Source organism: Methanobrevibacter sp. (genome assembly GCF_017427765.1).
In the GTDB taxonomy this organism is placed as follows: Archaea; Methanobacteriota; Methanobacteria; order Methanobacteriales; family Methanobacteriaceae; genus Methanocatella.
The window spans coordinates 1-23346 of sequence record NZ_JAFRSC010000015.1 but is presented as its reverse complement, the minus strand read 5'-3'; the positions used below and the strand labels follow the sequence as shown (position 1 = coordinate 23346).

Below are 23346 nucleotides of genomic sequence, written 5' to 3'. Positions count from 1 at the left end.
TATTGCGGTCATAGCATGGGGGTTATACCTGGTCTCGTTTCGATCCCAGTAGTGAAGTCCTTTTGTGTTTTGTTTGTGTACTATGGTTTTCTATGGGAATTTCATTTCGCTGCAAGCCTTTTATATATAAATCATTTATCTTATTACTTTTTTATTTATCAATTTCATAAGTATATTGAGTATTGCGGTCATAGCATGGGGGTTATACCTGGTCTCGTTTCGATCCCAGTAGTGAAGTCCTTTTGTGTTTTGTTTGTGTACTATGGTTTTCTATGGGAATTTCATTTCGCTGCAAGCTCTTTATACTCATAATTTATTGAAATAGGCTTTTGTACAAATTCAATATTAATAAAATACTTTTCAACATCACTAAATTTACACCAGGAGGTATTGTATGGATATTGAGAATTGTGTTCTTTTAATCTTCTAAACTATTTTATAGTTTTTAGTTAATCGAGACTAGTTGTTGAACTTTTTTTTATTTAAATTGTAGTTTATATAAGGAGGATGAAACTATCACTTCAAAAGCAATTAAATCTTCTAGAAAACTTGATGTACGTCTTAATGTGAATGTCATTGAAGAAGAGAATGTCTGTCCGGATTGCGGCTCTACTAATTTAACAATTGACAGCGGACGTGCAGAAATCTCATGTAAACGTTGTGGACTTGTTATCCAGGAAAGTATTATGGATAGGGGTCGTGAATGGAGAGCATTTGACAAAGACCAAGTTAATAAACGTGCCAGGACAGGCGCTCCAATGAAATTTGCTATTTCAGATAAAGGTTTAACTACTGATATTGATTGGAAGAACAGGGATATCCATGGTAATTCTATTCCTGAAAGAAATCAAAGTCAAATATACAGATTAAGAAAATGGAACAAAAAACTCAGAATTTCAGGTACTGGTGAGAGAAACTTAGCTTTAGCATTAAGCGAACTTGACAGACAATCTTCAAGACTTGGAATTCCAAGATCTGTTAGGGAAGATACTGCATTAATTTATAGGGAAGCTGCTAGGAAAAATATAGTTCGTGGAAGAAGTATTGAGGGAATGGTTGCTGCTTCTGTTTATACTGCATGCAGACGCTGCGGTGTGCCACGTACTTTAGATGAGGTATCTCAAGCATCAAAAATTACCAAAAAGAAAATAGGTAAAAACTACAGATTTTTGGCAAGGGAATTAAAAATTAAATTAATGCCTACTTCTCCTGCGGATTATGTTCCTAGATTTGCTTCAAAATTAGGATTGTCAGGTATTACAGAAGCAAAAGCAATTGAAATTATTCAAAAATTATATAATAATGGATTAATAACCGGTCGTGAGCCAACTGGTATTGCTGCTGCCTCATTATATGTTGCATCTGTTTTAAGTGGTGAGAAAAAAACACAAAGGGATGTGGCAGAAATTGCAGGAGTAACAGAAGTAACTATCCGTAATAGATACAAAGAACTATCTGAACAGTTAGATATTATTGTCTAATCGTTCTTTTTTAATTTTTGAAAATAGTTAAATATTATCTTTTATAAAATATAATTGTCGTATCATTTTTTATGACCAATGCCTACGGTCCTTTTATGAGGAAAGTTTTAGCTGTCGATGATTAGAAGAAACCCAGCATTGGATAGGCTGCCCGTTTCGAGGGTTACTCGAGGAGCGAAGGGTATTCTAGCAATGATTCAAGAGAGTTAGTATACGGGCAAAATAAAATTTTATTATAAAAAATATTAAAGTAATAATAAATTATTACTTGTTTATGAAAAATAGTTTATTTTAAGAGTTATATATGTGAGATACGTTTTTTGAAGCTATTCTTCATCGCCCATTTCGTCAAGTTCCTTTTGAAGGTCGTGGATTTGCATTTCCTTGTAGAATCTTTCGAACTTGCCCACTTCAATGAGATAAGCTGAAACTTCAAGAGCATCTCTATAGGTATAGTTGGACTCTTTGATAATTTGCTTTTTGTCTTCATCCATGTAGGATGATGTATTATTTATATTGGCCATAGCTATTACAACCTGTATATAATAATTAATATAATATTTTATTATTTCAATTATATAAAATTATCATTAAAAAAGTTCATGGTTAATGTTTCAAAAATAAGAATTAATCGTCTGAATATATTGAGTTGAATTGATTATGGAGTTTTTTTTAAAAAAAAAGTTGAATAACGAGCTATTCTCCATAATAATTCAACAGCACATCACAAAGTCCACCCAATTATTTTTGAGTGGTAATAATTAATCTTATTTTAAACATATTTAAAGAAAGTGCGAGAGAGCAATTGGTGAGTATTATTTATGTCATCATCAATGTTGATTTTGGATTATTTCATAGTCTATGTTTCCAACAAGATAATGTTAAAATACTAATAGCTACTTTTTTAGATTTCATTTAATTATATGTCATTGACATTAATGGAAGGGTTTTTGGAAATCATATTTGATTTTGAACTGGGATATATATGAAAGAGCTTTTAAAAGTTAGTTTTGAATCGTTAATGGTTGATGTTAATGTAAAAAAGAAAAAAGAGTTAACATTAACGTTAACTGCTGTACAAATCTGTAAATATCCAACTTGGATCATATGCTATAAGATAACCGTCTTCACACCAGATTGCTCTGACATTACCTGAAGTTGTATCTGCTACTGCAGCAGGATCTCTATTAATCCAGTTGCCACCAGTATGTTTCTTATGTCGTAGCCTTAATCTTATATGGCCGGTTCCTGAAACTCTGCATTTGACATGGACAAACTGCACGTCATAACCTAAGGATTTAGCTATTCTGTAATATACCTGTCCCCAGTCTACACAATTGGAACCTTTTCCCTGGCTGGCATCATTAATTGTTTTATTGTCTGTTTTCTGTGAATCAAAGTACTTGCTGTATAATTTCCTCTTTGATATAATAGCTAAAGCTTCATCAATGGTGTTTCCTTTGTAGTTGAATGTTTTGATAAACAGCTTCATTGTAGAGTCATTGTAATCCGGAAGCTTTGACATTCTGTAGACGATTGCAGGAAGCCTTCCGTTTGCCCTGATATAGCTTTCAGTCCTTATGGCCATGTCCACATATTCTGCCTTGTCGATTTTGGTTCCGTTCTTCAGCATTACATAATTTGGAAGGAAATCCAAAGAACTGTTATCTTTAATCAAAGCCATTGTATACATTGAAACCAGTTTGTCCGAACCTAATTTCTTGGCTTTCTTTTCAACATCACTGCAATTGCCTTTCAATGTTAATATCTGATAATAGTCACGCTTCTTGTACTTCTTTTTGTTCTGGATTAACCAGAATGCTATTGAGTTCATTGCCTGACAAAAACTTGTCCAGCTGATATTATCTTCTGTCATATACTATAATTTGTATTATCTTATTTATTATATTTTTTATATATATTTCATAATAAAATATTATAACCATTAAATATGTTGACCTTAAGATATTATTCCATGAGAGATTTATCCGGCATGCTTGAAAATAGAATCATAATCAAAAATAAGCTTACCGACTACGGTTTCAGTCAGGACTACGTTTATGAAAAAACACTCGCCAATCCCAACTTCAAAGCAGTAATAACATGTGAAAACGACACAATGTATGCTAAAGTGATTGATATGGAACTTGATGAGGATTATGTTCTCGTTGATGTCAAAACGCCAATCGGCAGGTTTGCAGCAGAGCTTAAAATGGAATATGAAGACATAATCACAGACATCATTGACAAATGCACAAAGCCCAACGTCTTCAAGTTCGCCCAGTCAAAAAGACTGATGCAATCCATTGAAAAGAAGTATGATACACATTTGGAGTTTCTATGGGAGAAATTTCCAAAGGATGCAATCTACAGAAACAAGGACACAAACAAATGGTTTGCACTTCTTGTGGCACTTGACAAGTCAAAAATAGGTCTTGAAGGTGAAGGGGAAATAGAAATAGTCGTCATGAAAAATGATGATGTGTCCAATGTTGTTGACGGTGAGGTTATTCTTGAAGGATACCACATGAACAAGAAAAACTGGATAACAGTTCCCCTGGATGATAGAATAAGTGATGGGGAGCTGTTGGGCTGGTTGATGTCAGTTATAATCTAATATCCTGATATGTTTCTGTTATGGATCCATTCCCTATGTTTTCCAATAGCTACCCTTATGATGACTTCAATCAAATCAGTTTCATCTTCCTTTTTGAAATAGTAATAGGCCGGTCCTTCCAAGATTTGTCTTAAGTCATAGAATGGTTTAGGTTTTACTGCATCCGGATGCATCAGCCCGTAATTTTTTAAAAGTTTCACGTTTTCCGTTTCGTATTTCTCAAGTTTGGATTTCTGGACTTTGGTAGCTACTGTCTTTTCCTTTTTGTCAAAGATTTTGGCTATCTGGGATGAATCAATCAGTATACTGGATTCAATTAACAGTGATGTTATTTCTTTTCCTTTTACTGTTATTGTTGTTGGATGTGAATTTTCAGTATCTAATATCAGTTTCATTTTATAGCCTCAGTTATATAATATAGCGATTATCGCATAAATATGAGCAGAAGAGTTAGTGAAGCTATTAAAACTTCACTAATCATTTGAGATAAAATATGGTTTTATGCTCTGAAATTACCTTTGATGATTCTGTTAGGCGCATTCATTAATACTCCAACGCTTGACAGGATGAAGAGTTTAGTGTACATTGGTAATTCATCCCTGATGTCCTTTCTCATGAATTCAATCAATGGATAGAAATCATACATCTCACCGTCAGGTCCTAACGGAGCAACGGTTGTTCCGGTAGTTCTGGAGTACAGCAATTTCATTCCAGGATTGATGTAGTCCATACCGATGTAGGTCTTGTCACCCATCTCAGAACCTCCATCACATACTGCTGTTCCTAAGATATCGATGTTGTCAACACCATAATAGCTTTTGATTAACTCTACCGGTTCGATCTGCCTGTTGCTTGAGAAAATATCTGACTTTAAGGTTGTTAAAGATTTGTAGCTTACGGCCATGCTGTTTAAGTTGGCATAGCTACCAGCTGATTCCTTGAACTTTTCCTGAGCTTTAAGGATGGTCATACCTGTATCATCGCCACTTTCAAAGTTGTAGGTAGCGACTTTACTGGAGTTCATTATCATGTCAATGGCTGCCTTTTCAATGCTTCTGCCGATGAGAATTCCAACATCCTGCAGCATGTCATTAACGGAGATCAAATTTGAATCAAGCATTTGAGCGGAAACATTTAAGACTCCGCCGATAGTGTCAATGGAAATTGTTTCTGAGATTGGCTTTCTCACGTTCAATTCCTGTAAAGTAGCGCCAGGAGCAATATCTTTAGCTTCACCAAGAACGCCTGACTGAATAGCTTCCTCGATATTGACCCTTTGAGACATGTAAGTGTAATACTGTGAGTTCTCTTCAATTTCCTGCTTCGGCAACAGTCTTGTGAATTTCATCCACTTTGCGGAAGTATCGGCCACAATCTGCGCCATAACTTCATTTTGTACTTTAGCATCATTTCCTTTGGTTAACATTAACAATCCTCCTTATGGCCTGCAAGTACCTTTCAGGGCAAGTCCCGGTTTATTTAACAATATTCCAACTTTACTCTGTATGAATAATTTTGTATATTGAGGTAACTCATCGTAAATGTCTTTACGCATGATTTCAATTATAGGATAGAAATCTGCAATGTTTTCATCTGATGTAATAGGTGCAACGGTAGTTCCTGAAGATTTGGAATACAATACTGTTAATGGTGCATTCCTAAGATCAAAACCTATGTATTGTTTTTCACCTATTAATGATCCACCATCAGCTTGGGTTGTTCCTAAAAGGTCAATATTGTCAATACCCTAGTATTCTTTAATAGCTTCTACAGGCTGAACTAACTTGTTACTTGAGTAAGCTAATTGTTTAACGTATGATAATGTTTTGTAAGACTCTGCCATTATTGTTAAGTCTGCACCTGCTCCAGCGTTACCTTTGAAAGCTTCCTGAGCACTGATAACAAAGTTACCGAATGCATCCATTGTATCATCGGTTTGAGTGGTATTTTATACAGGAACATTTGGTGAGCTAATTATAGTATCGTAGATGTTGTATTCAATACGGTTTGCAATAACGGTAGCTACATCACCTAATAAATCCTCAAATGAAACAATATCGCTGTCAAAGACATCCTTATTGACATTCAAGACCCCACCAACAGTATCAATTGAAATTGTATCTGTTACAGATTTTCTGATGTTCAATTCCTGCAGGGATGCACCAGGAGCAATGTCTTTAGCTTCTCCAAGCAAACCTTTTTTGATAGCTTCATCGAGATTGATGTTTTGTCTGAAATATGTGTAGTAATCGGAGTTCTCTTTGATTTCTTGTTTAGGAAACAAACTGGCTAACTTCAATCTTTTTGCTGTTTCATCAGTAATTGTTTGAGCTATTACCTCATTTTGAACTTTTGTATCATTTCCTTTTGTAATCATTAATTATCACCTTAAGTTGAACCTGTGGTTCCGATGTCGTATGGTCTGAACACTTCGATGTATTTGTAATCGTCTGAGCTTGTTACTGGATGCATTGCAATATATTCTCCTTCGTCTGATTTGATGGTACCTGTGCTGGTTAAAGCTATTCTGTTGTTGACTGCAATGTTTGAAATACCACTGGCTAATTTTAATCTGAACAAATGTCCCAATACGAGAATAGCTGTTTTTCTTTTACCTCCTGTCATGGTAACCGGATCGTTGACTGCAATTCCTAAGATGATTTCTCCTTCTGAGCCCGTGAATTTCTTGACTGTTGGTTTTCCAATGTCTGAGTTGGATGATAATGTAACTGCATCATCGACTTTTATTTTTGTTCCTGCGTATTCGTAACCTGGAGTTTCACCTGTTGGAGTGGTGACTGTGGTTGCGGTGATTGTACCTTCATCCAGAAGGAAGGTAGTGACTTCTTTTCTCTCTTCAAGTAATATAATAGAATCTGCCATAAATGTCCTCCACTTAATTTATTATATAATTTATTACTTTTAATATATAAAGATTTATATATAATAGCTAATAATTTTAAAAATTATTCCCAATTGGATAAATTTGAGTTTAGGTAAATTTAAAGACACAGAAGTTGGAAAAATTCCAATAAATTGGGATTTAGTATCCATAGGTGATCAATTAGATTTAATAATCGATTATCATTCAAATGGTTCTTATAAAACTTTGAGAGAACATGTTGATTTAAAAGAAACACCCGATTATGCTTTAATGGTAAGAACAACAAATTTTGAACAAAATAATTTTACTGACAGTTTAAGATATGTTGATAAATCTGCTTATGAATTTTTAGAAAAATCAAAAGTATATCCGGATGATATTATCATGAACAAAATTGCTAATGCAGGTTCAGTTTATTTAATGCCTGATTTAAAGAGGCCTGTTTCTTTAGCTATGAATTTATTTTTGTTAAGGATGAAGCCGAGTGTAAATCAAAGATATGTTTATTATTATCTAAAACACAATGAAAAATATCTAAAAACATTCGCACAAGGTTCTGTTACTAAAACAATTACAAAAGATAATGTAAAGAGATTTCCACTTGTTGTTCCACCATTGGATATTCAAAATAAAATAGATTATGTATTGTCCCTATTTTATAAAAAAATTCTTGCTCTTGAAAATATAAACAAAAATTTACAAGCATTATCAAAATCATTATTAAAATATCATCTGGAAGATTTTAAGCCATATTTAGATAAAGGTATTAAAAACTCTGAAATAGGAGACATTCCAAAAGATTGGATTGTTTATGAATTTGATTCTATTTCTAATATTTATAATGGATATTCCTATAAAGGCAACGAATTACAGCAATCAAATTCTGCAATGGTAACTATTAAAAATTTTAATAGAGATGGAAGCTTTAGAACAGATGGTTTTAAGGAAATTAGTTACTCTAACAAAGTTAAGGATTATCATTTTGTTAATGAATATGATGTTTTAATATCATGTACAGACGTAACACAAGATGCGGACATTATTGGTAATTGTATCATATTACTAGATAAAAAAGAATATGATGACTTGATTATGTCAATGGATTTAGTAAAAATTGAATCAAAGAAAAAAGAAATTAATAATTTCTTATTAGCCTCAATACTAAAAAGTTATAGATTTAAGATGCATATTTTGGGATATGTAAATGGGACTACTGTTCTCCATTTGGATAAAAAAGGCATTAAAAAATTCAAATTAGCATTACCGGATGATTTATCAATTTTAAAAGATCTTAATGACATTTTAGAAAATAATTACAAACAAATTGCTATTAATCAAAAAGAAATAAACAAATTACAAAAATTAAGAGATGCATTACTTCCGAAGTTAATTCTGGTGAGATTGATGTGTCGAAGATAAATTGTGAGTATGTATCAGAGTTTGCATCAAACATTAATACATCATTACCAGTTGATAAAGTGCTTGAGAATGCTGTTCCTGTATCATGAACGTCCAAGAGTAGCTTTGTGGTTTGTGAAATCTGACCAACAGGAACTCTTGCAAGTATTGCTGCCGCTTGTGATCCGTAAGCTGGAATATACAATACCTGACATTCAGTACTGTTAGTGGTTTTGATTTTCAGGTTTTTCAAATCACTTCTGAAATAATTGGAGTAAGAACTGCTTTCTAAATTGTCCAGGAAGATATAATCATAGCTTGATGAATAGCTGCTGCTCCTCTGGTTGTAATTGCTCATGACAATATTGATTTGTAATTTTTTCTGCAATGTCATAATTAATCATTTATTATCTTTTTTATATAAATAATATAATAAAAAAAGTAATAACATTAACGATTAGATATTTTGAATTTGGTTTCACCTTTCAACCCCAATATATATGCACGCTTGAGATGAAACCAACATTGACATTGCTTGGCGTTAATGTGAAAAACACCTGATTAAATTTAATAACCATCAAATACATATTTAAAATGTAGGTGAAAGTTATGAAAATACTACTTATTAACGGAAGTCCAAACGAAGAGGGATGCATCAACCGTGCACTTGAAGAGGTCAGCGCTGAATTGGAAAAGAACAATATAGAAAGTGAAATTCTATGGCTAGGCAAAAGCCCTATGCAGGACTGCATCGCTTGCTTCGGATGCAAGGTCCACGGAAAATGTGTATACGATGATCTGGTAAACGAGACTGCTGAAAGGTTCGATGAATTCGACGGAATGATTATCGGGTCCCCAGTTTACTTTGGAGGAGCAAACGGAAGACTGACTTCATTTCTCGATAGACTGTTCTTCAGCATAGACCCGTCAAAGGTTCTTGGAAAACTGGGCGCATCTGTCGTGTCATGCAGAAGAGGGGGAGCTTCAGGAGCATTCGAAAGATTAAACCAATATTTCCTCATGACAAACATGCATGTGGTCAGCTCACAGTACTGGAACCAGGTACACGGAGGTACTGCAGAGGATGTTGAAAAGGATCTGGAAGGTCTCCAGACCATGAGGACACTTGCAAAGAACTTCGCATACCTTTTAAATTCACAAAATGCAGCTGAAGAATCAGGCATTGAAAAACCGGAATATGAAGAGATAACATTTACAAATTTTATCTAAAACTAAAATCGGCTGATGGCAATATCCCATCACCCGAACATCACTTTTTTTACCCGAACAACCTTATCACACAAATGTTATAAGCGAGCCAATTCGCCCAGGCCGACCCCACGCCGACCGAAGGGAGGCATGGGTGTATAGAATTGGCGAGCAATACTATAGACCTAACAATAATGTCATTGTCAAGTCCGAGGAACAGGGGCTTGTCTCCCTGTTCCGAATTATGGATTTGGCATAGATGAATTGTCAAATTTAAGAACCGACCCTTTAGCGGTCGGTTCGGGGTTAAGTTTGGTAAACTTGATTATATTTTTTAGGGAAAGCATCACATTAAACACTTCCCCAATAAATAACGAATTTTCCTACATATCAAAAATTAGCTCCGGTGAAAAGCAATAAAACACCATCATAGCTAAATTCTAGTACGATTAAAACCCATATCTTTCAATATCTTATTATATTCTTCACGAGTCCTGAAAGATGGTGCATATTCATCTTCAGCACCGCCAGTTTCTCCAGTTTCACTAGCATCACCAGAGTTTGAAGGGTTGCGACCGCCAGGAGTTGAACCGTCACTTGAGGCTTCAATTTTAATTCTTCTCTCAGCCAGTTTCTCCATTAATTCCATATCAACATCACCGGACAATAGCTTATCAATTATTTCCTTATCCTGTGCGTTTTCATTATAGTTAAAGTTATACTTAGCTTCGTACTCTTTTATTTTCCTTTCATTTTCAGCTTTTCTAAGTTCAGATAATTCCTTTAGAATATCATCTTTAGAATCTATAAATTCCTTATTTTCTTCAATAGCTTTTTTAATTTCATCATATTTTTTAGATTCTTCTTTAAGATTATTTATTTCATCCTGAAGCTTTCCAATCTCTGCATCTTTTCCTTGAAGCTTTTCTAAAAGCAAACTAGTTGCGACATTAGCATCTTTGTTAGGTGTAGGCTGAGGTTGTCCTTGTGGTGCAGGTTCAGGATTTCCAGTTTCACCGCTTATTTCAGAATTCAATAGGGTAATTTTTCTAGGGTTTTTAGTTACACCGACATCTATTAAGCTCATAGTATCAATTCCAAATGAATCTCCTTTATCTTTTAATAAGACATCAACTTTAGGAGACAGGCCTTTTCCTTCCATATCCAGTTCATCGGGAACTTCAATGAATAGCTTTCCTTCCTTGTATTCAATATTGTTTCCGATGCCCACGTAGATATTTTCATGCTCTGAAGTTAGTGGAATTCCGCCTCTATAGTTTTCAGCTATTAGCTTTAGATCTTCTTCAGTCCATTCAACAGGTTTGTCAAGTCTATCGTCAAGGTCGGAGTAGTCATAGGATCCGACTTCAAAAAGTTCATGCCTCATCATTATCACTTTTTATTATATTATTTATTATATATTTTATTACTTATTTTATATAAATATTTATTATACTTCAACACCACTTTCAGTTACAATCCTTTCACCAACAGGTTGTTCCTCTTCAAAGTTGGAAAGATAATTCTTATAGATTTCATCACCCTCAGATGAGAGTTCCATAATGTATCTTAAAACATCATCTCTTGAATAACTGAAGTAAATATCTAAAGTCTCACTAACGCCCATTAATTCCAGCTGCATATTCAATAGCTGATTGCAATACTTTAACACCCACTTCTGGTCATTTGCAACATTAACAATAAACCCTGTGATGGCTGAATCGTTAATGTATTCCGCAACGTTCTGGTTGGATTTCTCATTACCTGCCTGGGACTGTGGAGTTACAAAAGTTCTTAAAATATTATTCCTAAAGATTTCAGTTTGCCTTGTATAATCTGACTGGTAGTTGTTACCTCCAAGTATTTTAGATTCAATTCCCGGAGGTACAATAGCTACATTGCTTCCAGCAGTTGTACCATAATCTGCATAAAGATTTTCCTTAGCAGTGGATGAAAGTTCAGTAATGTAAGGTTGACCGTTGGCATCCATTGCAGGTTTAACTTCAATAATATTATCCTTGTTGATACGTTCCACCTGATTTCTCTCCAAATTACACTTGTGGTATATATCATCAAGGCAATTCAGGATAATGCTTTGAGCTTCGCAGTATATTTCATTATACATGAAGTTAATAACCTCATCAGCTTCATATTTCACAGTTAATGTTCCCTCTTCTACACCAACATAGTTTGCAAACTCTTCAGGAGATCCCGCTACAATATCCTTAGGCATTTCATGAAGGTATAGCTGAACTTCATTATCGTCATTGAATTCTTTTTTTAATCCGTAACCGTGAGCGCCGATTTCTAAAAAGATTGGTTTAATGTATTTGCCTATTGATTTGTCCCATCTTTGTACTGGCTTAATCAGACCTTCACCGTCAACCATTCCTCCCTGCAGAATATTTTTAGCTACTTGAGAAATGTCAATTTTTCTCGCCCATAAAATTAAAGTCAGTTTCTGCTCTTGAGATAATTTGTTTTCCTTATCCACAAGAACCATATTAACATTAGCTTTATCAATTCTGTTTTTCAATATTCCTGAAGTGTAACCGTCAAGCTTTACAGCATAACGAGCATTAGCTATTGTCTTATTGATTACAGGTGGAAGTGCATCAATCAAATCAAGGCCAGTGTTGATTCCATCAGTTCTAGGTTGCCTTTCATCCTCACCCCAATAGCTCCGCTTGGTATTGTACTGCTCCACACGATTATTCAATAATCTTGTTTTGATGTAATCAGTAATTCCCATATTAATCATTTCCAAATATTATATTATTTATTATATTTATTATATAAAATAAGTAATAAAATTTTTGAAATATGGGGCAAATTTAAAAGTAATAAAAATATATATGTGCTTCTTTACGGGCAAAAAATTCACTCATCAGATTAACAAAACAGATTTGATTATTTCCCTGATATTTTGTCCTGTGAGGGTCAAGGTAAAGAGAACCAAAAGCTGCTTTTTCATTTAATTGTAATGACTATATTGTTCAATCCCAATATTTGGGAATAATCTATTTTTTGTGAAACATTATTAATGATTGCAACATTGGATTCTATGCTTTCATCCTCCATCACATTAATGCCTATGCCTGAATACTTGATGGAGATGAGAATATACTCATCATTATCCCTGATGATTACATCAATCAAATCAATACTCTCGTTGATGTCGATGATATGAACAATCATGTCTTCAATTGCCATGCTCACCAATACAGATATTCTTGCATCATCAAATGACTCCCGGATGTTTTCAGACAGGTTAACCACATCCTCAACATTTCCATGGATTGTGAATTCAAAAACTGATTTTGCATCATGTTTCCTATTTAGGAAAAATCCGTTGTATTCGCCATTGCTCCTTTTAGCCTTAACTTTAGAGTAAATGAAAATGAACAGCACTGTTGCAAATTCAGACACCACAAGTGAAATCCAAAATCCTTCAGATCCCCAGAAGTAAGTGAATAGGTATGCAAATGCAATAGGGAACAATAATCCCTGAAAGAGAGTGATGAGATTAGCGAATTTATCATACTGGACAGATTCAGCATAAAAGCTGTACAGACTAGTTATTGCAAATGCAATGAAGCTAACTGAAAATATTCGAATGATATTCATTATTGTGGGAATATCGGCAGGATTTTTAACATTAAACAGGAACAGTACAATTTGCGGAAACAGTATAAGCAAGACAGAAAAAAACAATGCAAATACACACACTATCTTAAGGGATCTTTTTGTTACATAATCCACACCAGTAAAGTCCCCCTCCTTATAATAAACTGCCGAAATCGGTAAAATGGATTGAACAGTGCCTAAAATGAAGATATCAACTAAAAATAATGCATTATAACACATAGAATATGCAGACAGACCTAAATCCCCTAAAAGTCCCGCAATCAAAGCGTTTAATATGACCAGCCTGATTGTAGTGTATAAAGGAATTGAAGCAGCAGCAAAACCTGATTTACAGATATCTGCAAGATAACCGAATATCTTTGATGTTTTAACTTTAATTAACCGTAATGTCCTATTGGACTTGAAGAAGTAAATGGTAATGTAAATTGCAGAGACGACATGCCCCACTGTGGTCGCCATTGCAGCACCTGCAATCCCCAAATTCAGGAATTTCATCAAAACAACATCAAATATTATGTTTACAACATTACAAATCAAAAATGCCCTGAACTGCATATCTATGAATCCGTCAGTCTTGATGAAATATGCCACACTCACCATATAACATTCAAACACAATTCCAAGAGCATAGTAATAAAAGTATTGAGTAACGAATGACTTCAATTGAGGAGACTGACATAACAGATTAACATATTCCCCTTGAAACACGATTGTTGACAATGTAATGAGCAGACCAACTATTATAATCCCAATGATGGAAATCGTGAAATATGAATTGCTGCGCTCCTCATCAAATCCTGCCTTGGCCATTGTGCACACTACACTTCCACCCAAACCTATCAACCAGTAAACAACATTGATAAAGGCAACAAAAGGCTCGATACTTTGAACAACTGACAAATATACTGAACCCATGAACATGCTGATGAAAAATGCATCAACCAGAACTGCAAAATTGCCTGCAATCGAAATCATCAATGTCGGGAAAAACAGTTCCCGGAACTTGCTGTTCAATAAATTGAAATTACGCTCATATGTCATGATATCCAACTATCTTTTTGATGCAATAACCATTCTGTTCAATTTATGTATCGGCAACTCTATTTTAAAGTCCAATACCTTTAGAAGCGCTTCGGCACCCAATCTTGAATTAGGCATGAAATCATAAGTGGTCTTTGGAATGAAAATCAGCCCGCCAAACTTGACCTTATCAAAAATATCTAGGAAACGTTTGGCAATCTCATCGGCATTCATATCCGAAAGGCTCTTATTCAGATTGATGACCACACAGTCAAAAGTTCCCTTGATTTCATTCAAATCATCAATTGAAACCTGAGATACATTCAAATTATCAAAAACATTTTCAGTGACTAAAAGAGAAGTTCCATATGCTTTAATTTCATTCATTAAAGATTCAATGCCCTTAGAAATCTCATTATCGTCAATGACCACATCATCACGCAATTCCTCACTTAAAACCAATTGGAAGGCACGTTTTTCAAGGTCCCTTATAAAGTCAATGTCCCTTTGAAGTTGATTAGGATCTTCATGAGCCAGATAAACCGTCCCCCCATCAGTCTCCAAATCTTGGGTTTTGGAGAATGTTTTAGGGCTTTCAATTGGGTTGAGGTCTGTTTTAAAGAAGCTTTTCAAGTTAACGCCGATTGAATTCATAGGAGATGACTTGGCAATCAAGTCTTTTGGAACAATGAAGCTTTTTACAACCCCCTGTGCAAATAAATGATATCCTTTCATGCGCTCCAAATTGAATTTTTCAGGATTCAAATAGGAATCAAGGGCACTGTCTGTTTCGTGCTGACCTGAAATGAAATCCATGAATTTCCTATCCAAACTACCTCCATGAGGGCGGCAATTCACTTCAATCAAAACCGGACCGTTTTCATCCACCATATATTCACCATGAACCGGACCGTACTTGACTCCCAATGCATCTGCAACATCATAAGCATATTCGACAAGTTCAGATTCACCTATTCCCAATTCGTTAACGGTTTCATCATAGTCATAAATGTTACCGCCTTCAGCAGTTTCAATCTTGTTGTATTTCCATATCATGGTAACACGGTGAATTCCATTGCAGGAAACTGTGTCTACGACATATTCCTGACCGTTGATGCGTTCCTGAATTACCAGTTCATTCAACTCGTTTCCGTAAACTCCAGTCAAGTTAAACACTTCCTTGACCGCTTCAATCATTTCATGTCTGTTGGAGCATAATCGAACCCCAACTGATGCAGCACTGTATACAGGTTTTACAACAACCCCATCAAGGCCTTCTGCATCATAATACTCTATTGCCTCATCCACGGACCGGACAACTTTGCCCTTGATTGAGCGAAGACCATTTTCAGCCAATCTGTTCTGCATTTCATCCTTCAGGGTCAATGCATCAATGTTTTCAATAGGATTGCATAAAAGATCCAAATCATTTGCAAGCCTTGTGGCAAGTATCACACCGTCTTCAGTGCCAGGAACGATGATCAATGGATCAAATTCCCTCACCATTTCAAGGGTTTCCTCATAAGTGTCTTTTTCATAAATCAAATCAAAATCATTTTCAATTAATTCATATTCCGCTTTTACTTCTTCCTGATAGGCCAGTGCATCCTCAGAATCCCCAAATGGATTCATTTCCAGAACTACAGGATTGCAATTCCTATCTATTATATCCTGAACATAATTCTTACCAGTTGACATGCATTGGACAATGATAATATTTCTCATAAAAAAACACCTATTAAACAATCATTCATTATTTATTTCTTTCATTAATTATATATAAAAAAGTTATTTAATACCTTATTGCAAAAACATCCTATAATATTCCATGAAATTAAATTTATAAAAAGTAATCATATTAATCTAGTTTGTCTATCAATATTACTTGGCTCAACAATTTCTTTTACAACTTCACCGTTTTTAACATCACTAATTAAAAGTTGTGAATCCGGATTGTGCACCTTTTGATTTTTTTTAACCAGCTTAGTTGAAAAATGAATTTTAAATCAAGATTATTCATAATCTTAATCCGGTCTCTCTTTTTATTCAGCATGCCCTCAGTTTCAGCAGCTGACGAACAGATGGATATTCGGGGATATATTGATTTAAAGCTTGAAAACACTAATGATGTATTATTATCGGACAATCCTCATTCAAGTTAAACGGCAAAACCTACAAAGTCAAAACCAATGAAAAGGGAATTGCACAGAAGACATTGACCAAAAATGTTATTAAAAAGCTCAAGAAAGGCAAAACTTACATTGTGAAGGTGACTTACCTTAAAAATACAATTAAAACTACAGTTAAACTCAATAGATGATTAATCCATCTATTTTTTCTATTTTTTAAATTTACAACATGAAAAATCAATTAGTAACTTTTATTTAATCCGATTTTTAAAATAATATTAGAGGAGTAGTCATGCCATTGTCTATAATGAAAAAAATATGGTCCTATTGCACATACAACAAACCATTTTTCCTGCTAGTTTTCATATTGTTCTTTGTATTGGAATATTTCATGGACACCTATTCTAATTTTAACACCAAAAGAGCATTTTTAATAGTCATGTTAATTAATATTATATTGTGCGGTTATGGGATGACAATTTCTCGTGATAGGATGAATAATGGTATTAGACTACCTAAAATAATGATAAAAGATATTATAGTCCTTGGAATTAAGTCTTACATCGTTTTTACCGTTTATCTATTGGTTCAAGGATATGTTTTAGATTTAATATGTTCGCCCCTGAATTTCCCTGAATTCGATTTGGAAGACATGTTATTGAAACTTCCGGAAACACTCCACACATTATATTCCCATAATCCTGTGGATGCATTAGCTTTCATAATTATTGGAAGCATCCTATTTTACATCACTTCATTTTTCATGGAAATTGCATTGGGAAGACTTGCAGATACCAATAACTTCAAAACAGCATTCAATTTACTTAAGATTAAAAGTGACATTGATTTAATAGGGTGGAGGAGTTATACGAAAGAATTTACTGCCATTGTCGTGGCAATTGTCCTTTTTGGAGCCTTTAAATATATTGTCATTCCTGTTGAAATTTTGAATTATATTTGGAATGTTTTTTTAGATTTATTACTAATCTCCGCCCAATTTTTAGGCATTGGAGCTATTTATAGTCGAATTAAAGAAAAGAAATCGAATTTTGACTTCTCTAAAAGCCAATAAATAAATGAAAAAAGTTATAACAATCTTTGTAGGGTGTCAATGAAACTAGGCTCTGAAATTTCCTTTACAACATCACTATCTTTAACATTACCAATTAAATGAGGTGAATCTGAATCTTGCAACTTCCAATTCCTTTTAACTAGGTGCCGTCGTTAACATTACTATTAATTGAATAACATATTCAATTTTATTCTATTTTTTTCAATTAATTTCAAAAATCCTAAAAGTAATAAAAATATATATACTTCTTAGTTTTATATTATAATTTGAGAGCGAAAAGTAGTAAATATTTTGTATAGTATACGGGCAACAAGATTTTTAAATGATTTATAGTCTTTATAATATCTATTAAACTTTAATATTTGTTTCATCAGATAATAACTTAGTATCGGTTATTAAATAGGTTAATCAATTATTATTCATTCTTATTTTCATAAAAACAGTTTTTTAATTAATTATTTTTATGGCTGTTTTTAGGAGGGTGCTTATATTTTGTATAGTGTTGGTATAACATTAATTTTATATGATTTTGCTTAATGAGTATGTTCCATCACCTAGTTTATCAATTTATTTTTGAATATGTTCTCTAATTCGATTTTAGTTTCATCATCATAGAAGTCATTGCCCAAATCGGTTGTTAATGTGAACATTGCGAGTTCATAAATTACTTTATTAAGTTTTTTCCCTTTATCGGTTAATATGTATTCAATATTTTGGTTATTTTCATTGCTGTTTCTAGAGATAAGTCCGTTTTCTTCCATTTCTTTTAGACAATTGCTTAAAACTTTATTGGATAAATTAGGTTTTCCATCTTTAAATTCATTAAAACGTTTTTTTCCAAAAAACATATCTCTCAAGATTTGAATAACCCATTTTCTGCTAATCAATTCCATGGCAAGTTCCATTGGACATTTTCCTGCTATTTTATCATTGTTCATGTAATGTCTCCTAAACTGTTATAATATTTATTAATAAATATTAATTACTTTTAAGTAACCTAGAAGTAACTTTATTCTTTTTATATCTGTTGAAATATATTATTATTAAATAAAAGTTTGACTTTTATTAAAATTTAAGGTGATAAATATGAAATTTAATGCATGGAATGATAATGAGAAATTTTTCTCATCAAAAATCGCACAAAATGTAATTTCTACCGCTTGTGGTTCTGATATTAACACTGCTTGTGGCAGTGATGTGACTGCTTCTGCTTGTGGTTCTGATATTAACACTGCTTGTGGCAGTGATGTGACTGCTTCTGCTTGTGGTTCTGATATTAACACTGCATGTGGATCAGATATCACCACAGCTTGTGGTTCAGACAGATTTTAAGATTAATTCAATCTTAAATATTTTATTTTTTTATATACTATTTTTTTGAGGAGTTGTTTTTTATGGCTGATTTTTTTGCATTTCAATGGCATATCCTTGATGACTGTGACCAGCGATGCAAGCATTGCTATATTTTTTCAGAAGAAAATGACAAGGAATTAATAACAATGAAATATGAGGATATGGAAATTGTTTTAGATAACTGCTTAAAATTCTGCCTGAAAACAAACAGGACACCATATTTCAGCATTACTGGTGGAGATCCGATTCTCCATCCTGACTTTTGGCAATTGCTTGAAATGTTGCACGAAAAGAAGATTCACTATTCAATACTGGGAAACCCCTTTCACATTACTGATGAAGTTGCAAAAAGACTTAAAAGCTTAAGCTGCAGGCAGTATCAACTGTCTTTGGATGGCTTAAAGGATACTCATGACTATTTTAGAAAACCAGGTTCGTTTGACATTACATTAGAAAAAATTAAAATCCTGCAGGATGTGGGAGTCAGAGCCAGCATCATGACGACAGTTTCCAAGACAAACATTGATGAAATTCCAGATTTGATTGATGTCGTTGTTGAAAATAATGTGGGTTTATTCAGCTTTGCAAGATATTGTCCGACAAGCCTTGAAAAGGCGACACAAATGACTTCTGAAGAATATAAAAACCTTTTGGAAAAGGTATGGGAAAAATACAATGAATATAAAGACAGCAAAACATTTTTTACACTAAAAGACCATCTATGGACATTATTCTTATATGAAAAAGGGTTATATGAGATTCCTGAAAATTTGAATGATGATGTTGTCTATGATGGATGCAATTGTGGAAACAGTCATTTGACAATTTTGCCGTCCGGTGATGTATTTGCATGTCGCAGAATGGACAGTAAAGTTGGAAATGCCTTAAATGAATCAATATATGATATTTTCATGGGTGATGATATGGATGAATACAGACATTTTGAAAAATTCGAAAAATGCAGTCGATGCGAATTGCTGAGATTCTGCAGAGGATGTCCGGCGGTAAGCTACGGAACAACCCATGACATGTATTCTCCAGACCCTCAATGCTGGAAAGAGGTGTTATGATGAAAGCGGTTGTTTTGGAAAAAACCTGTAATGCTGACGAGTTGAACGTCAGCGAAGTCGAAATTCCTAAAGTTAAAGATGGTTGGGTCTTGGTTAAGGTTCTGGGTTTTGGAATTAATCGAGCTGAAGTAATTTTAAGGGATTATGAAGCTGACGAATATTATATTGAATTGCCTGTAATTCCAGGTATTGAATGTGTTGGTGAAGTGGTTGACTCATCAAATACTCGATTTAAAAACGGGGATAAGATAGCTGCACTTATGGGTGGAATGGGAAGAAGCTTTGATGGAGGATATGCCGAATATGCTCTGCTTCCTGAAAAAATTGTCTTTAAAATTGATGATGATGTTTTTGAGAAATTGACATTGGAGGAAATAATAGCAATTCCTGAAACTTATTTCACTGCCTATGGGTCTTTAATGTCACTTAATCTTGAAAAGGATGATACTCTATTAATCAGGGGTGCAACCTCTGCATTGGGCCTTTCCGCAATGCAACTTGCAAAGTCAATGGGATGTGAAATATTTGCAACGTCCAGAAGTGAAGAAAGATTTGGTAAGTTAAAGTCAAATGGTGCGGATGAGTGCTTTGCTGATGATGGTTGTTTGGCTGAAAAATTAAATTGTGATAAGGTACTGGAATTGATTGGCCCTAAAACTCTTGAAGATTCAATGAAATGCCTTAACAGTGGAGGAATATGCTGTGTTACAGGTGTTTTGGGAGGTATTGAGTATATGGATGAATTCGATCCAATCAAGATTATCCCAAATGGCAGGTACTTGACTTCTTTTTTCAGCAATTATCCGACACAGGAGATAATGGACAACCTATTTGATTTCATTATTAAAAATAACATCAAACCTGAAATTTCAAGAGTATTCTATAATTTGGAAGATATTGGAAAAGCTCATACTTTGATGGAGTCAAACATGGCTCAAGGAAAGATTATATTTAAATTGGAGTAGTTAATATGGTTACTAAAGAAGAATGTTTTAAACAATTGAGAGATGTGATTGATGCGGTTTTATCCACTGTTGATGATAATGGCAATCCTCAATCAAGAATTATTGATATAATGCATATTGAAGATGATAAAATATATTTTCTAACTGGCCGTGGAAAACATGTTTATTCAGAAATAATAAATCATCCAAAGGTTAGTTATTTAAGCTTAAAAGACAATAAATCCATTAGAATTAGTGGTGAAGCTCATAAATTGGACGATCAAAAATATTGGATTGATTTAATATTTGAAAACAATCCATTTATGAATAATGTTTATCCGGGAAATGCGAGATATATTTTAGAACCTTTTTGCATTGAAGATTATGAAATGGAATTCTTTGATTTGACACAAAAGCCTATTTTCAGACAATCCTTCAAATTCGGTGATGTTGAAATAACAGTTAAGGGATTTGAGATAACTGATGATTGTATTGCTTGTGGTACTTGTCAGGCAAGTTGTCCGCAGCAGATTCCAGTTTTTGTTGACGATAAGTTTGAAATTCCTCTGGAACATTGTTTGCATTGTGGATTATGTTATGAAAATTGTCCGAATGATGCGATTGTTAAAAGGGAATGATTGATTCATTTCTTATTGGAGTTTTAGTGTTAGTTATTTAATAAATCATGTTTAAAAAGCATCATGTCAATTTTATATAAGTTGGGATACAATATTGTATGTGTAGGGGCTAAAAGTACATTATATTTTGTATAATATGAGGGCAACAGAAATTTATATAATTTTTATTTATATGAATTATCCGCCATTAATATTAAGTTTTATGTATGTTAATTTAATATAAATTGTTTAATGACGGAATTAAACATTTTATGATTATATTTATAAAAATAATTATTTTATCATTATTTTTTTCAGGAGGTATTTATATTTTTTATGTATATGCTCTGAGAAAATTTTAGAAACATATCTTTTGAACGGTTCATAATTATTTTATATTCTAATGTATCTTTAGTTGTTGAGACTGTGATGATGGTCTGTTAATTTTTATCATTAATTTTGAAAAGTGATTCGTATTCTTTCAATAATTCATTCTTTTGTTTTTCAGATAAATTGCCACTATTTACTTCTCTTAATCCATAGTTTAGCATTTCATATAGGATTTTATTTAGATTATAACCTTTTTGGGTCAGATAATATTCTGTTTTAATATCATTTTCAATAATTTCTTTTCTAATTAAATCATTCTCTTCCATGAATTTGAGAGTGTCTGTTAATACTCTATTGCTTAATGTCTTTTCTTCTAAAAATTCACTGAACTGTTTTTTTCCTAAAAATAAATCTCTAATGATGAATATTACCCATTTTTTTGATATTAATTTTAAAGTATCGTCTATAGGGCAGTTGTCATCGTAATCTTTAATTTTTTTCATGTTATTGGCCTTTTAGTGAGTGTTTCCTTACAAAATCTATTTAAAAAGCATAGTATATAACATTTGTTATGAGGTGATTACATGAAAGACAGACATGTTATTGAAGCATTAGGAAAAGCTGAAGTGGTTATAGAAAATGGAGAAATAACATCCATAGGAGAACCGATGGTGGACTATTGTTCAATATTTGATAATGGTCAGCATAATGGGGATTTATCAAAGGAGTTTATCAGGTCCAATATTGAAAGGAGAATAAATGAATTCGGAATGTGCACTTCTAAAAGATCATTAAATGTAGAGGACACCATGAGTTTTGGAACTAGTGAAACATTAAAAACCAACATGATTAACGGAAATGTTGATTGTGTTGTTGGAGCATGTGAAGGTGTCGGAACATTATTGATTGATGATGCTGAACTCGTTCAGGGTGTTGGAGGTAGAGTTTCAGCATTAATAAGCACCACTCCCATAGAGGAAGTCATTGATAAAGTTGGAAGAAGTAATGTTTTAAACCCTGAAACTGCAGAATTAAATCCTTTAAAAGGTCTTGAAATGGCAATTAATAGGGGATATAAAAATATTGCAATAACCATTATTCCAACAGAGTTAGTAAAAGATTTAAGGGAATATCCTAAACCTGAAGATGTTAATGTTTATATTTTCGTAGCTCACACAACAAATGTTTCCAAAAAGGAAGCTGAACTATTATTCGATTACTCTGATGTGATTTCAGGTTGCTCTTCTGTAAATATAAGAGAAACTGCAGAAGAAAGAAAACCATATTATTCTGGAAAAAAAGTTCCATTATATGCTGTAACTGAAAATGGAAGAAAATTGCTTGATGAGAGATTGGAATATATTGACTATGGATTATGTGAAAAAGATTATCCTCAGGATTTCACATATAGTCCGAAACCATTAATTTAATCTTCTTTTATTTTTAATTCATAAAATCATATCAATTAATGTTGCATTAAATGTGATGTATGATTAACTGTAACTATTTTAATATTATTTTGTCCTTTTGTGTTTTTTTCATAAAGTCACACTTTGAAAATATTTATTATTAAT

At 33.4% G+C, this 23346-nt stretch carries 26 protein-coding genes and 2 rRNA genes; 13 read left to right on the top strand and 15 right to left on the bottom strand.

Annotated elements, in window-relative coordinates; translation table 11 throughout:
• From rrf (IJL02_RS03675) to IJL02_RS03665, 3 genes are all read left to right on the top strand, one after another.
• Positions 1-118: ribosomal RNA gene (rrf, locus tag IJL02_RS03675) — 5S ribosomal RNA — on the top strand.
• A 62-nt stretch (positions 119-180) separates the two neighbouring features.
• Positions 181-298 (top strand): 5S ribosomal RNA (gene rrf / locus IJL02_RS03670).
• Positions 299-566: 268 nt separating this feature from the next.
• Complete coding sequence (locus IJL02_RS03665; RefSeq protein ID WP_394357492.1) at positions 567-1481, top strand: transcription initiation factor IIB; 915 nt, start codon at positions 567-569, stop codon at positions 1479-1481.
• A 326-nt stretch (positions 1482-1807) separates the two neighbouring features.
• On the opposite strand, the gene IJL02_RS03660 is transcribed toward IJL02_RS03665, so the two are convergent.
• Both IJL02_RS03660 and IJL02_RS03655 read right to left on the bottom strand, forming a co-directional pair.
• Positions 1808-2005 (bottom strand): hypothetical protein, encoded by a 198-nt coding sequence (locus IJL02_RS03660; RefSeq protein ID WP_292742805.1) that lies wholly within the window; start codon positions 2003-2005, stop codon positions 1808-1810.
• Positions 2006-2547: 542 nt separating this feature from the next.
• Positions 2548-3357 carry a pseudomurein-binding repeat-containing protein gene (locus IJL02_RS03655; protein ID WP_292809156.1) on the bottom strand — a complete coding sequence of 270 codons (810 nt, stop codon included), beginning with the start codon at positions 3355-3357 and terminating at the stop codon, positions 2548-2550.
• Positions 3358-3432: 75 nt separating this feature from the next.
• On the opposite strand from IJL02_RS03655, the gene IJL02_RS03650 reads away from it, so the two are divergent.
• Complete coding sequence (locus tag IJL02_RS03650) at positions 3433-4098, top strand: MmcQ/YjbR family DNA-binding protein (RefSeq protein WP_292809155.1); 666 nt, start codon at positions 3433-3435, stop codon at positions 4096-4098.
• Here the strand turns inward: IJL02_RS03650 and IJL02_RS03645 are convergent.
• The 6 genes from IJL02_RS03645 to IJL02_RS03620 all read right to left on the bottom strand — a co-directional run bounded on the left by IJL02_RS03645 (position 4095) and on the right by IJL02_RS03620 (position 6981).
• Complete coding sequence (locus IJL02_RS03645; RefSeq protein ID WP_292809153.1) at positions 4095-4493, bottom strand: hypothetical protein; 399 nt, start codon at positions 4491-4493, stop codon at positions 4095-4097. The genes IJL02_RS03650 and IJL02_RS03645 overlap by 4 nt on opposite strands.
• Positions 4494-4597: 104 nt before the next feature.
• Positions 4598-5524, bottom strand: a complete 927-nt coding sequence (locus IJL02_RS03640; protein ID WP_292809151.1) for a hypothetical protein — start codon at positions 5522-5524, stop codon at positions 4598-4600.
• 12 nt (positions 5525-5536) lie between these two features.
• Positions 5537-5737 (bottom strand): hypothetical protein, encoded by a 201-nt coding sequence (locus IJL02_RS03635; protein ID WP_292809149.1) that lies wholly within the window; start codon positions 5735-5737, stop codon positions 5537-5539.
• A gap of 108 nt (positions 5738-5845) precedes the next feature.
• Complete coding sequence (locus IJL02_RS03630; protein ID WP_292809147.1) at positions 5846-6022, bottom strand: hypothetical protein; 177 nt, start codon at positions 6020-6022, stop codon at positions 5846-5848.
• 24 nt (positions 6023-6046) lie between these two features.
• Positions 6047-6475 (bottom strand): hypothetical protein, encoded by a 429-nt coding sequence (locus tag IJL02_RS03625; RefSeq protein WP_292809145.1) that lies wholly within the window; start codon positions 6473-6475, stop codon positions 6047-6049.
• An 11-nt stretch (positions 6476-6486) separates the two neighbouring features.
• Positions 6487-6981 (bottom strand): hypothetical protein, encoded by a 495-nt coding sequence (locus IJL02_RS03620; RefSeq protein WP_292809143.1) that lies wholly within the window; start codon positions 6979-6981, stop codon positions 6487-6489.
• A 103-nt stretch (positions 6982-7084) separates the two neighbouring features.
• Between IJL02_RS03620 and IJL02_RS03615 the strand changes: the two genes are divergently transcribed.
• Positions 7085-8401, top strand: a complete 1317-nt coding sequence (locus tag IJL02_RS03615) for a restriction endonuclease subunit S (RefSeq protein ID WP_292809141.1) — start codon at positions 7085-7087, stop codon at positions 8399-8401.
• Here IJL02_RS03615 and IJL02_RS03610 read toward each other — a convergent pair.
• Complete coding sequence (locus tag IJL02_RS03610) at positions 8313-8774, bottom strand: hypothetical protein (RefSeq protein WP_292809139.1); 462 nt, start codon at positions 8772-8774, stop codon at positions 8313-8315. The two genes, IJL02_RS03615 and IJL02_RS03610, sit on opposite strands and share 89 nt — an antisense overlap.
• Positions 8775-8989: 215 nt before the next feature.
• Between IJL02_RS03610 and IJL02_RS03605 the strand changes: the two genes are divergently transcribed.
• Entirely contained in the window at positions 8990-9610 is a 621-nt protein-coding gene (locus tag IJL02_RS03605) for a flavodoxin family protein (RefSeq protein ID WP_292809137.1), read from the top strand.
• A 412-nt stretch (positions 9611-10022) separates the two neighbouring features.
• Here the strand turns inward: IJL02_RS03605 and IJL02_RS03600 are convergent, their stop codons facing one another.
• The 4 genes from IJL02_RS03600 to IJL02_RS03585 form a co-directional block, all read right to left on the bottom strand.
• Positions 10023-10976, bottom strand: a complete 954-nt coding sequence (locus IJL02_RS03600) for a hypothetical protein (RefSeq protein ID WP_292809135.1) — start codon at positions 10974-10976, stop codon at positions 10023-10025.
• A 63-nt stretch (positions 10977-11039) separates the two neighbouring features.
• Positions 11040-12350 carry a hypothetical protein gene (locus IJL02_RS03595; protein WP_292809133.1) on the bottom strand — a complete coding sequence of 437 codons (1311 nt, stop codon included), beginning with the start codon at positions 12348-12350 and terminating at the stop codon, positions 11040-11042.
• A gap of 209 nt (positions 12351-12559) precedes the next feature.
• Positions 12560-14278: an MATE family efflux transporter gene (locus tag IJL02_RS03590; RefSeq protein WP_292797736.1), complete on the bottom strand. Its 1719-nt coding sequence runs from the start codon at positions 14276-14278 to the stop codon at positions 12560-12562.
• Positions 14279-14287: 9 nt separating this feature from the next.
• A complete protein-coding gene (locus tag IJL02_RS03585) occupies positions 14288-15982 on the bottom strand; it encodes an ATP-grasp domain-containing protein (protein ID WP_292809131.1) in 1695 nt (564 codons plus the stop codon).
• A 269-nt stretch (positions 15983-16251) separates the two neighbouring features.
• Between IJL02_RS03585 and IJL02_RS03580 the strand changes: the two genes are divergently transcribed.
• Positions 16252-16419, top strand: coding sequence for a hypothetical protein (locus IJL02_RS03580; protein ID WP_292797742.1), 168 nt, complete (start codon positions 16252-16254; stop codon positions 16417-16419).
• A gap of 259 nt (positions 16420-16678) precedes the next feature.
• On the top strand, positions 16679-17458 hold the full coding sequence (locus tag IJL02_RS03575; protein WP_292797744.1) for a DUF4013 domain-containing protein: 780 nt from the start codon (positions 16679-16681) through the stop codon (positions 17456-17458).
• A 554-nt stretch (positions 17459-18012) separates the two neighbouring features.
• Here IJL02_RS03575 and IJL02_RS03570 read toward each other — a convergent pair.
• Positions 18013-18396, bottom strand: a complete 384-nt coding sequence (locus IJL02_RS03570; RefSeq protein ID WP_292809129.1) for a helix-turn-helix domain-containing protein — start codon at positions 18394-18396, stop codon at positions 18013-18015.
• Positions 18397-18544: 148 nt separating this feature from the next.
• On the opposite strand from IJL02_RS03570, the gene IJL02_RS03565 reads away from it, so the two are divergent.
• The 4 genes from IJL02_RS03565 to IJL02_RS03550 all read left to right on the top strand — a co-directional run bounded on the left by IJL02_RS03565 (position 18545) and on the right by IJL02_RS03550 (position 21463).
• Positions 18545-18790: a hypothetical protein gene (locus tag IJL02_RS03565; protein WP_116592020.1), complete on the top strand. Its 246-nt coding sequence runs from the start codon at positions 18545-18547 to the stop codon at positions 18788-18790.
• A gap of 62 nt (positions 18791-18852) precedes the next feature.
• Positions 18853-19881: a radical SAM/SPASM domain protein, ACGX system gene (acgM, locus tag IJL02_RS03560; RefSeq protein ID WP_292809125.1), complete on the top strand. Its 1029-nt coding sequence runs from the start codon at positions 18853-18855 to the stop codon at positions 19879-19881.
• The gene (locus IJL02_RS03555; RefSeq protein WP_292809123.1) at positions 19881-20846 is read left to right on the top strand and encodes a zinc-binding dehydrogenase; all 966 of its coding nucleotides are present in this window, start codon (positions 19881-19883) and stop codon (positions 20844-20846) included. The genes acgM and IJL02_RS03555 overlap by 1 nt, the downstream gene beginning before the upstream one ends.
• A 5-nt stretch (positions 20847-20851) precedes the next feature.
• A complete protein-coding gene (locus IJL02_RS03550; protein ID WP_292809121.1) occupies positions 20852-21463 on the top strand; it encodes a 4Fe-4S binding protein in 612 nt (203 codons plus the stop codon).
• Between the two features lie 419 nt (positions 21464-21882).
• Here IJL02_RS03550 and IJL02_RS03545 read toward each other — a convergent pair whose 3' ends face one another.
• A complete protein-coding gene (locus IJL02_RS03545; RefSeq protein ID WP_292809119.1) occupies positions 21883-22275 on the bottom strand; it encodes a helix-turn-helix domain-containing protein in 393 nt (130 codons plus the stop codon).
• Between the two features lie 81 nt (positions 22276-22356).
• Between IJL02_RS03545 and IJL02_RS03540 the strand changes: the two genes are divergently transcribed.
• On the top strand, positions 22357-23202 hold the full coding sequence (locus tag IJL02_RS03540; protein WP_292809117.1) for a methanogenesis marker 8 protein: 846 nt from the start codon (positions 22357-22359) through the stop codon (positions 23200-23202).
• The last annotated feature ends 144 nt before the right edge of the window (positions 23203-23346 follow it).

What these genes read in the sequence shown, in the direction of transcription:
- IJL02_RS03660 (WP_292742805.1), bottom strand. Translation starts at nt 2,005, where the DNA reads ATGGCCAATATAAATAATACATCATCCTACATGGATGAAGACAAAAAG.
- IJL02_RS03655 (WP_292809156.1), bottom strand. Translation starts at nt 3,357, where the DNA reads ATGACAGAAGATAATATCAGCTGGACAAGTTTTTGTCAGGCAATGAAC.
- IJL02_RS03650 (WP_292809155.1), top strand. Translation starts at nt 3,433, where the DNA reads ATGTTGACCTTAAGATATTATTCCATGAGAGATTTATCCGGCATGCTT.
- IJL02_RS03645 (WP_292809153.1), bottom strand. Translation starts at nt 4,493, where the DNA reads ATGAAACTGATATTAGATACTGAAAATTCACATCCAACAACAATAACA.
- IJL02_RS03640 (WP_292809151.1), bottom strand. Translation starts at nt 5,524, where the DNA reads ATGTTAACCAAAGGAAATGATGCTAAAGTACAAAATGAAGTTATGGCG.
- IJL02_RS03630 (WP_292809147.1), bottom strand. Translation starts at nt 6,022, where the DNA reads ATGGATGCATTCGGTAACTTTGTTATCAGTGCTCAGGAAGCTTTCAAA.
- IJL02_RS03625 (WP_292809145.1), bottom strand. Translation starts at nt 6,475, where the DNA reads ATGATTACAAAAGGAAATGATACAAAAGTTCAAAATGAGGTAATAGCT.
- IJL02_RS03620 (WP_292809143.1), bottom strand. Translation starts at nt 6,981, where the DNA reads ATGGCAGATTCTATTATATTACTTGAAGAGAGAAAAGAAGTCACTACC.
- IJL02_RS03610 (WP_292809139.1), bottom strand. Translation starts at nt 8,774, where the DNA reads ATGACATTGCAGAAAAAATTACAAATCAATATTGTCATGAGCAATTAC.
- IJL02_RS03605 (WP_292809137.1), top strand. Translation starts at nt 8,990, where the DNA reads ATGAAAATACTACTTATTAACGGAAGTCCAAACGAAGAGGGATGCATC.
- IJL02_RS03600 (WP_292809135.1), bottom strand. Translation starts at nt 10,976, where the DNA reads ATGAGGCATGAACTTTTTGAAGTCGGATCCTATGACTACTCCGACCTT.
- IJL02_RS03595 (WP_292809133.1), bottom strand. Translation starts at nt 12,350, where the DNA reads ATGATTAATATGGGAATTACTGATTACATCAAAACAAGATTATTGAAT.
- IJL02_RS03590 (WP_292797736.1), bottom strand. Translation starts at nt 14,278, where the DNA reads ATGACATATGAGCGTAATTTCAATTTATTGAACAGCAAGTTCCGGGAA.
- IJL02_RS03585 (WP_292809131.1), bottom strand. Translation starts at nt 15,982, where the DNA reads ATGAGAAATATTATCATTGTCCAATGCATGTCAACTGGTAAGAATTAT.
- IJL02_RS03580 (WP_292797742.1), top strand. Translation starts at nt 16,252, where the DNA reads ATGAATTTTAAATCAAGATTATTCATAATCTTAATCCGGTCTCTCTTT.
- IJL02_RS03575 (WP_292797744.1), top strand. Translation starts at nt 16,679, where the DNA reads ATGCCATTGTCTATAATGAAAAAAATATGGTCCTATTGCACATACAAC.
- IJL02_RS03570 (WP_292809129.1), bottom strand. Translation starts at nt 18,396, where the DNA reads ATGAACAATGATAAAATAGCAGGAAAATGTCCAATGGAACTTGCCATG.
- IJL02_RS03565 (WP_116592020.1), top strand. Translation starts at nt 18,545, where the DNA reads ATGAAATTTAATGCATGGAATGATAATGAGAAATTTTTCTCATCAAAA.
- acgM (WP_292809125.1), top strand. Translation starts at nt 18,853, where the DNA reads ATGGCTGATTTTTTTGCATTTCAATGGCATATCCTTGATGACTGTGAC.
- IJL02_RS03555 (WP_292809123.1), top strand. Translation starts at nt 19,881, where the DNA reads ATGAAAGCGGTTGTTTTGGAAAAAACCTGTAATGCTGACGAGTTGAAC.
- IJL02_RS03550 (WP_292809121.1), top strand. Translation starts at nt 20,852, where the DNA reads ATGGTTACTAAAGAAGAATGTTTTAAACAATTGAGAGATGTGATTGAT.
- IJL02_RS03545 (WP_292809119.1), bottom strand. Translation starts at nt 22,275, where the DNA reads ATGAAAAAAATTAAAGATTACGATGACAACTGCCCTATAGACGATACT.
- IJL02_RS03540 (WP_292809117.1), top strand. Translation starts at nt 22,357, where the DNA reads ATGAAAGACAGACATGTTATTGAAGCATTAGGAAAAGCTGAAGTGGTT.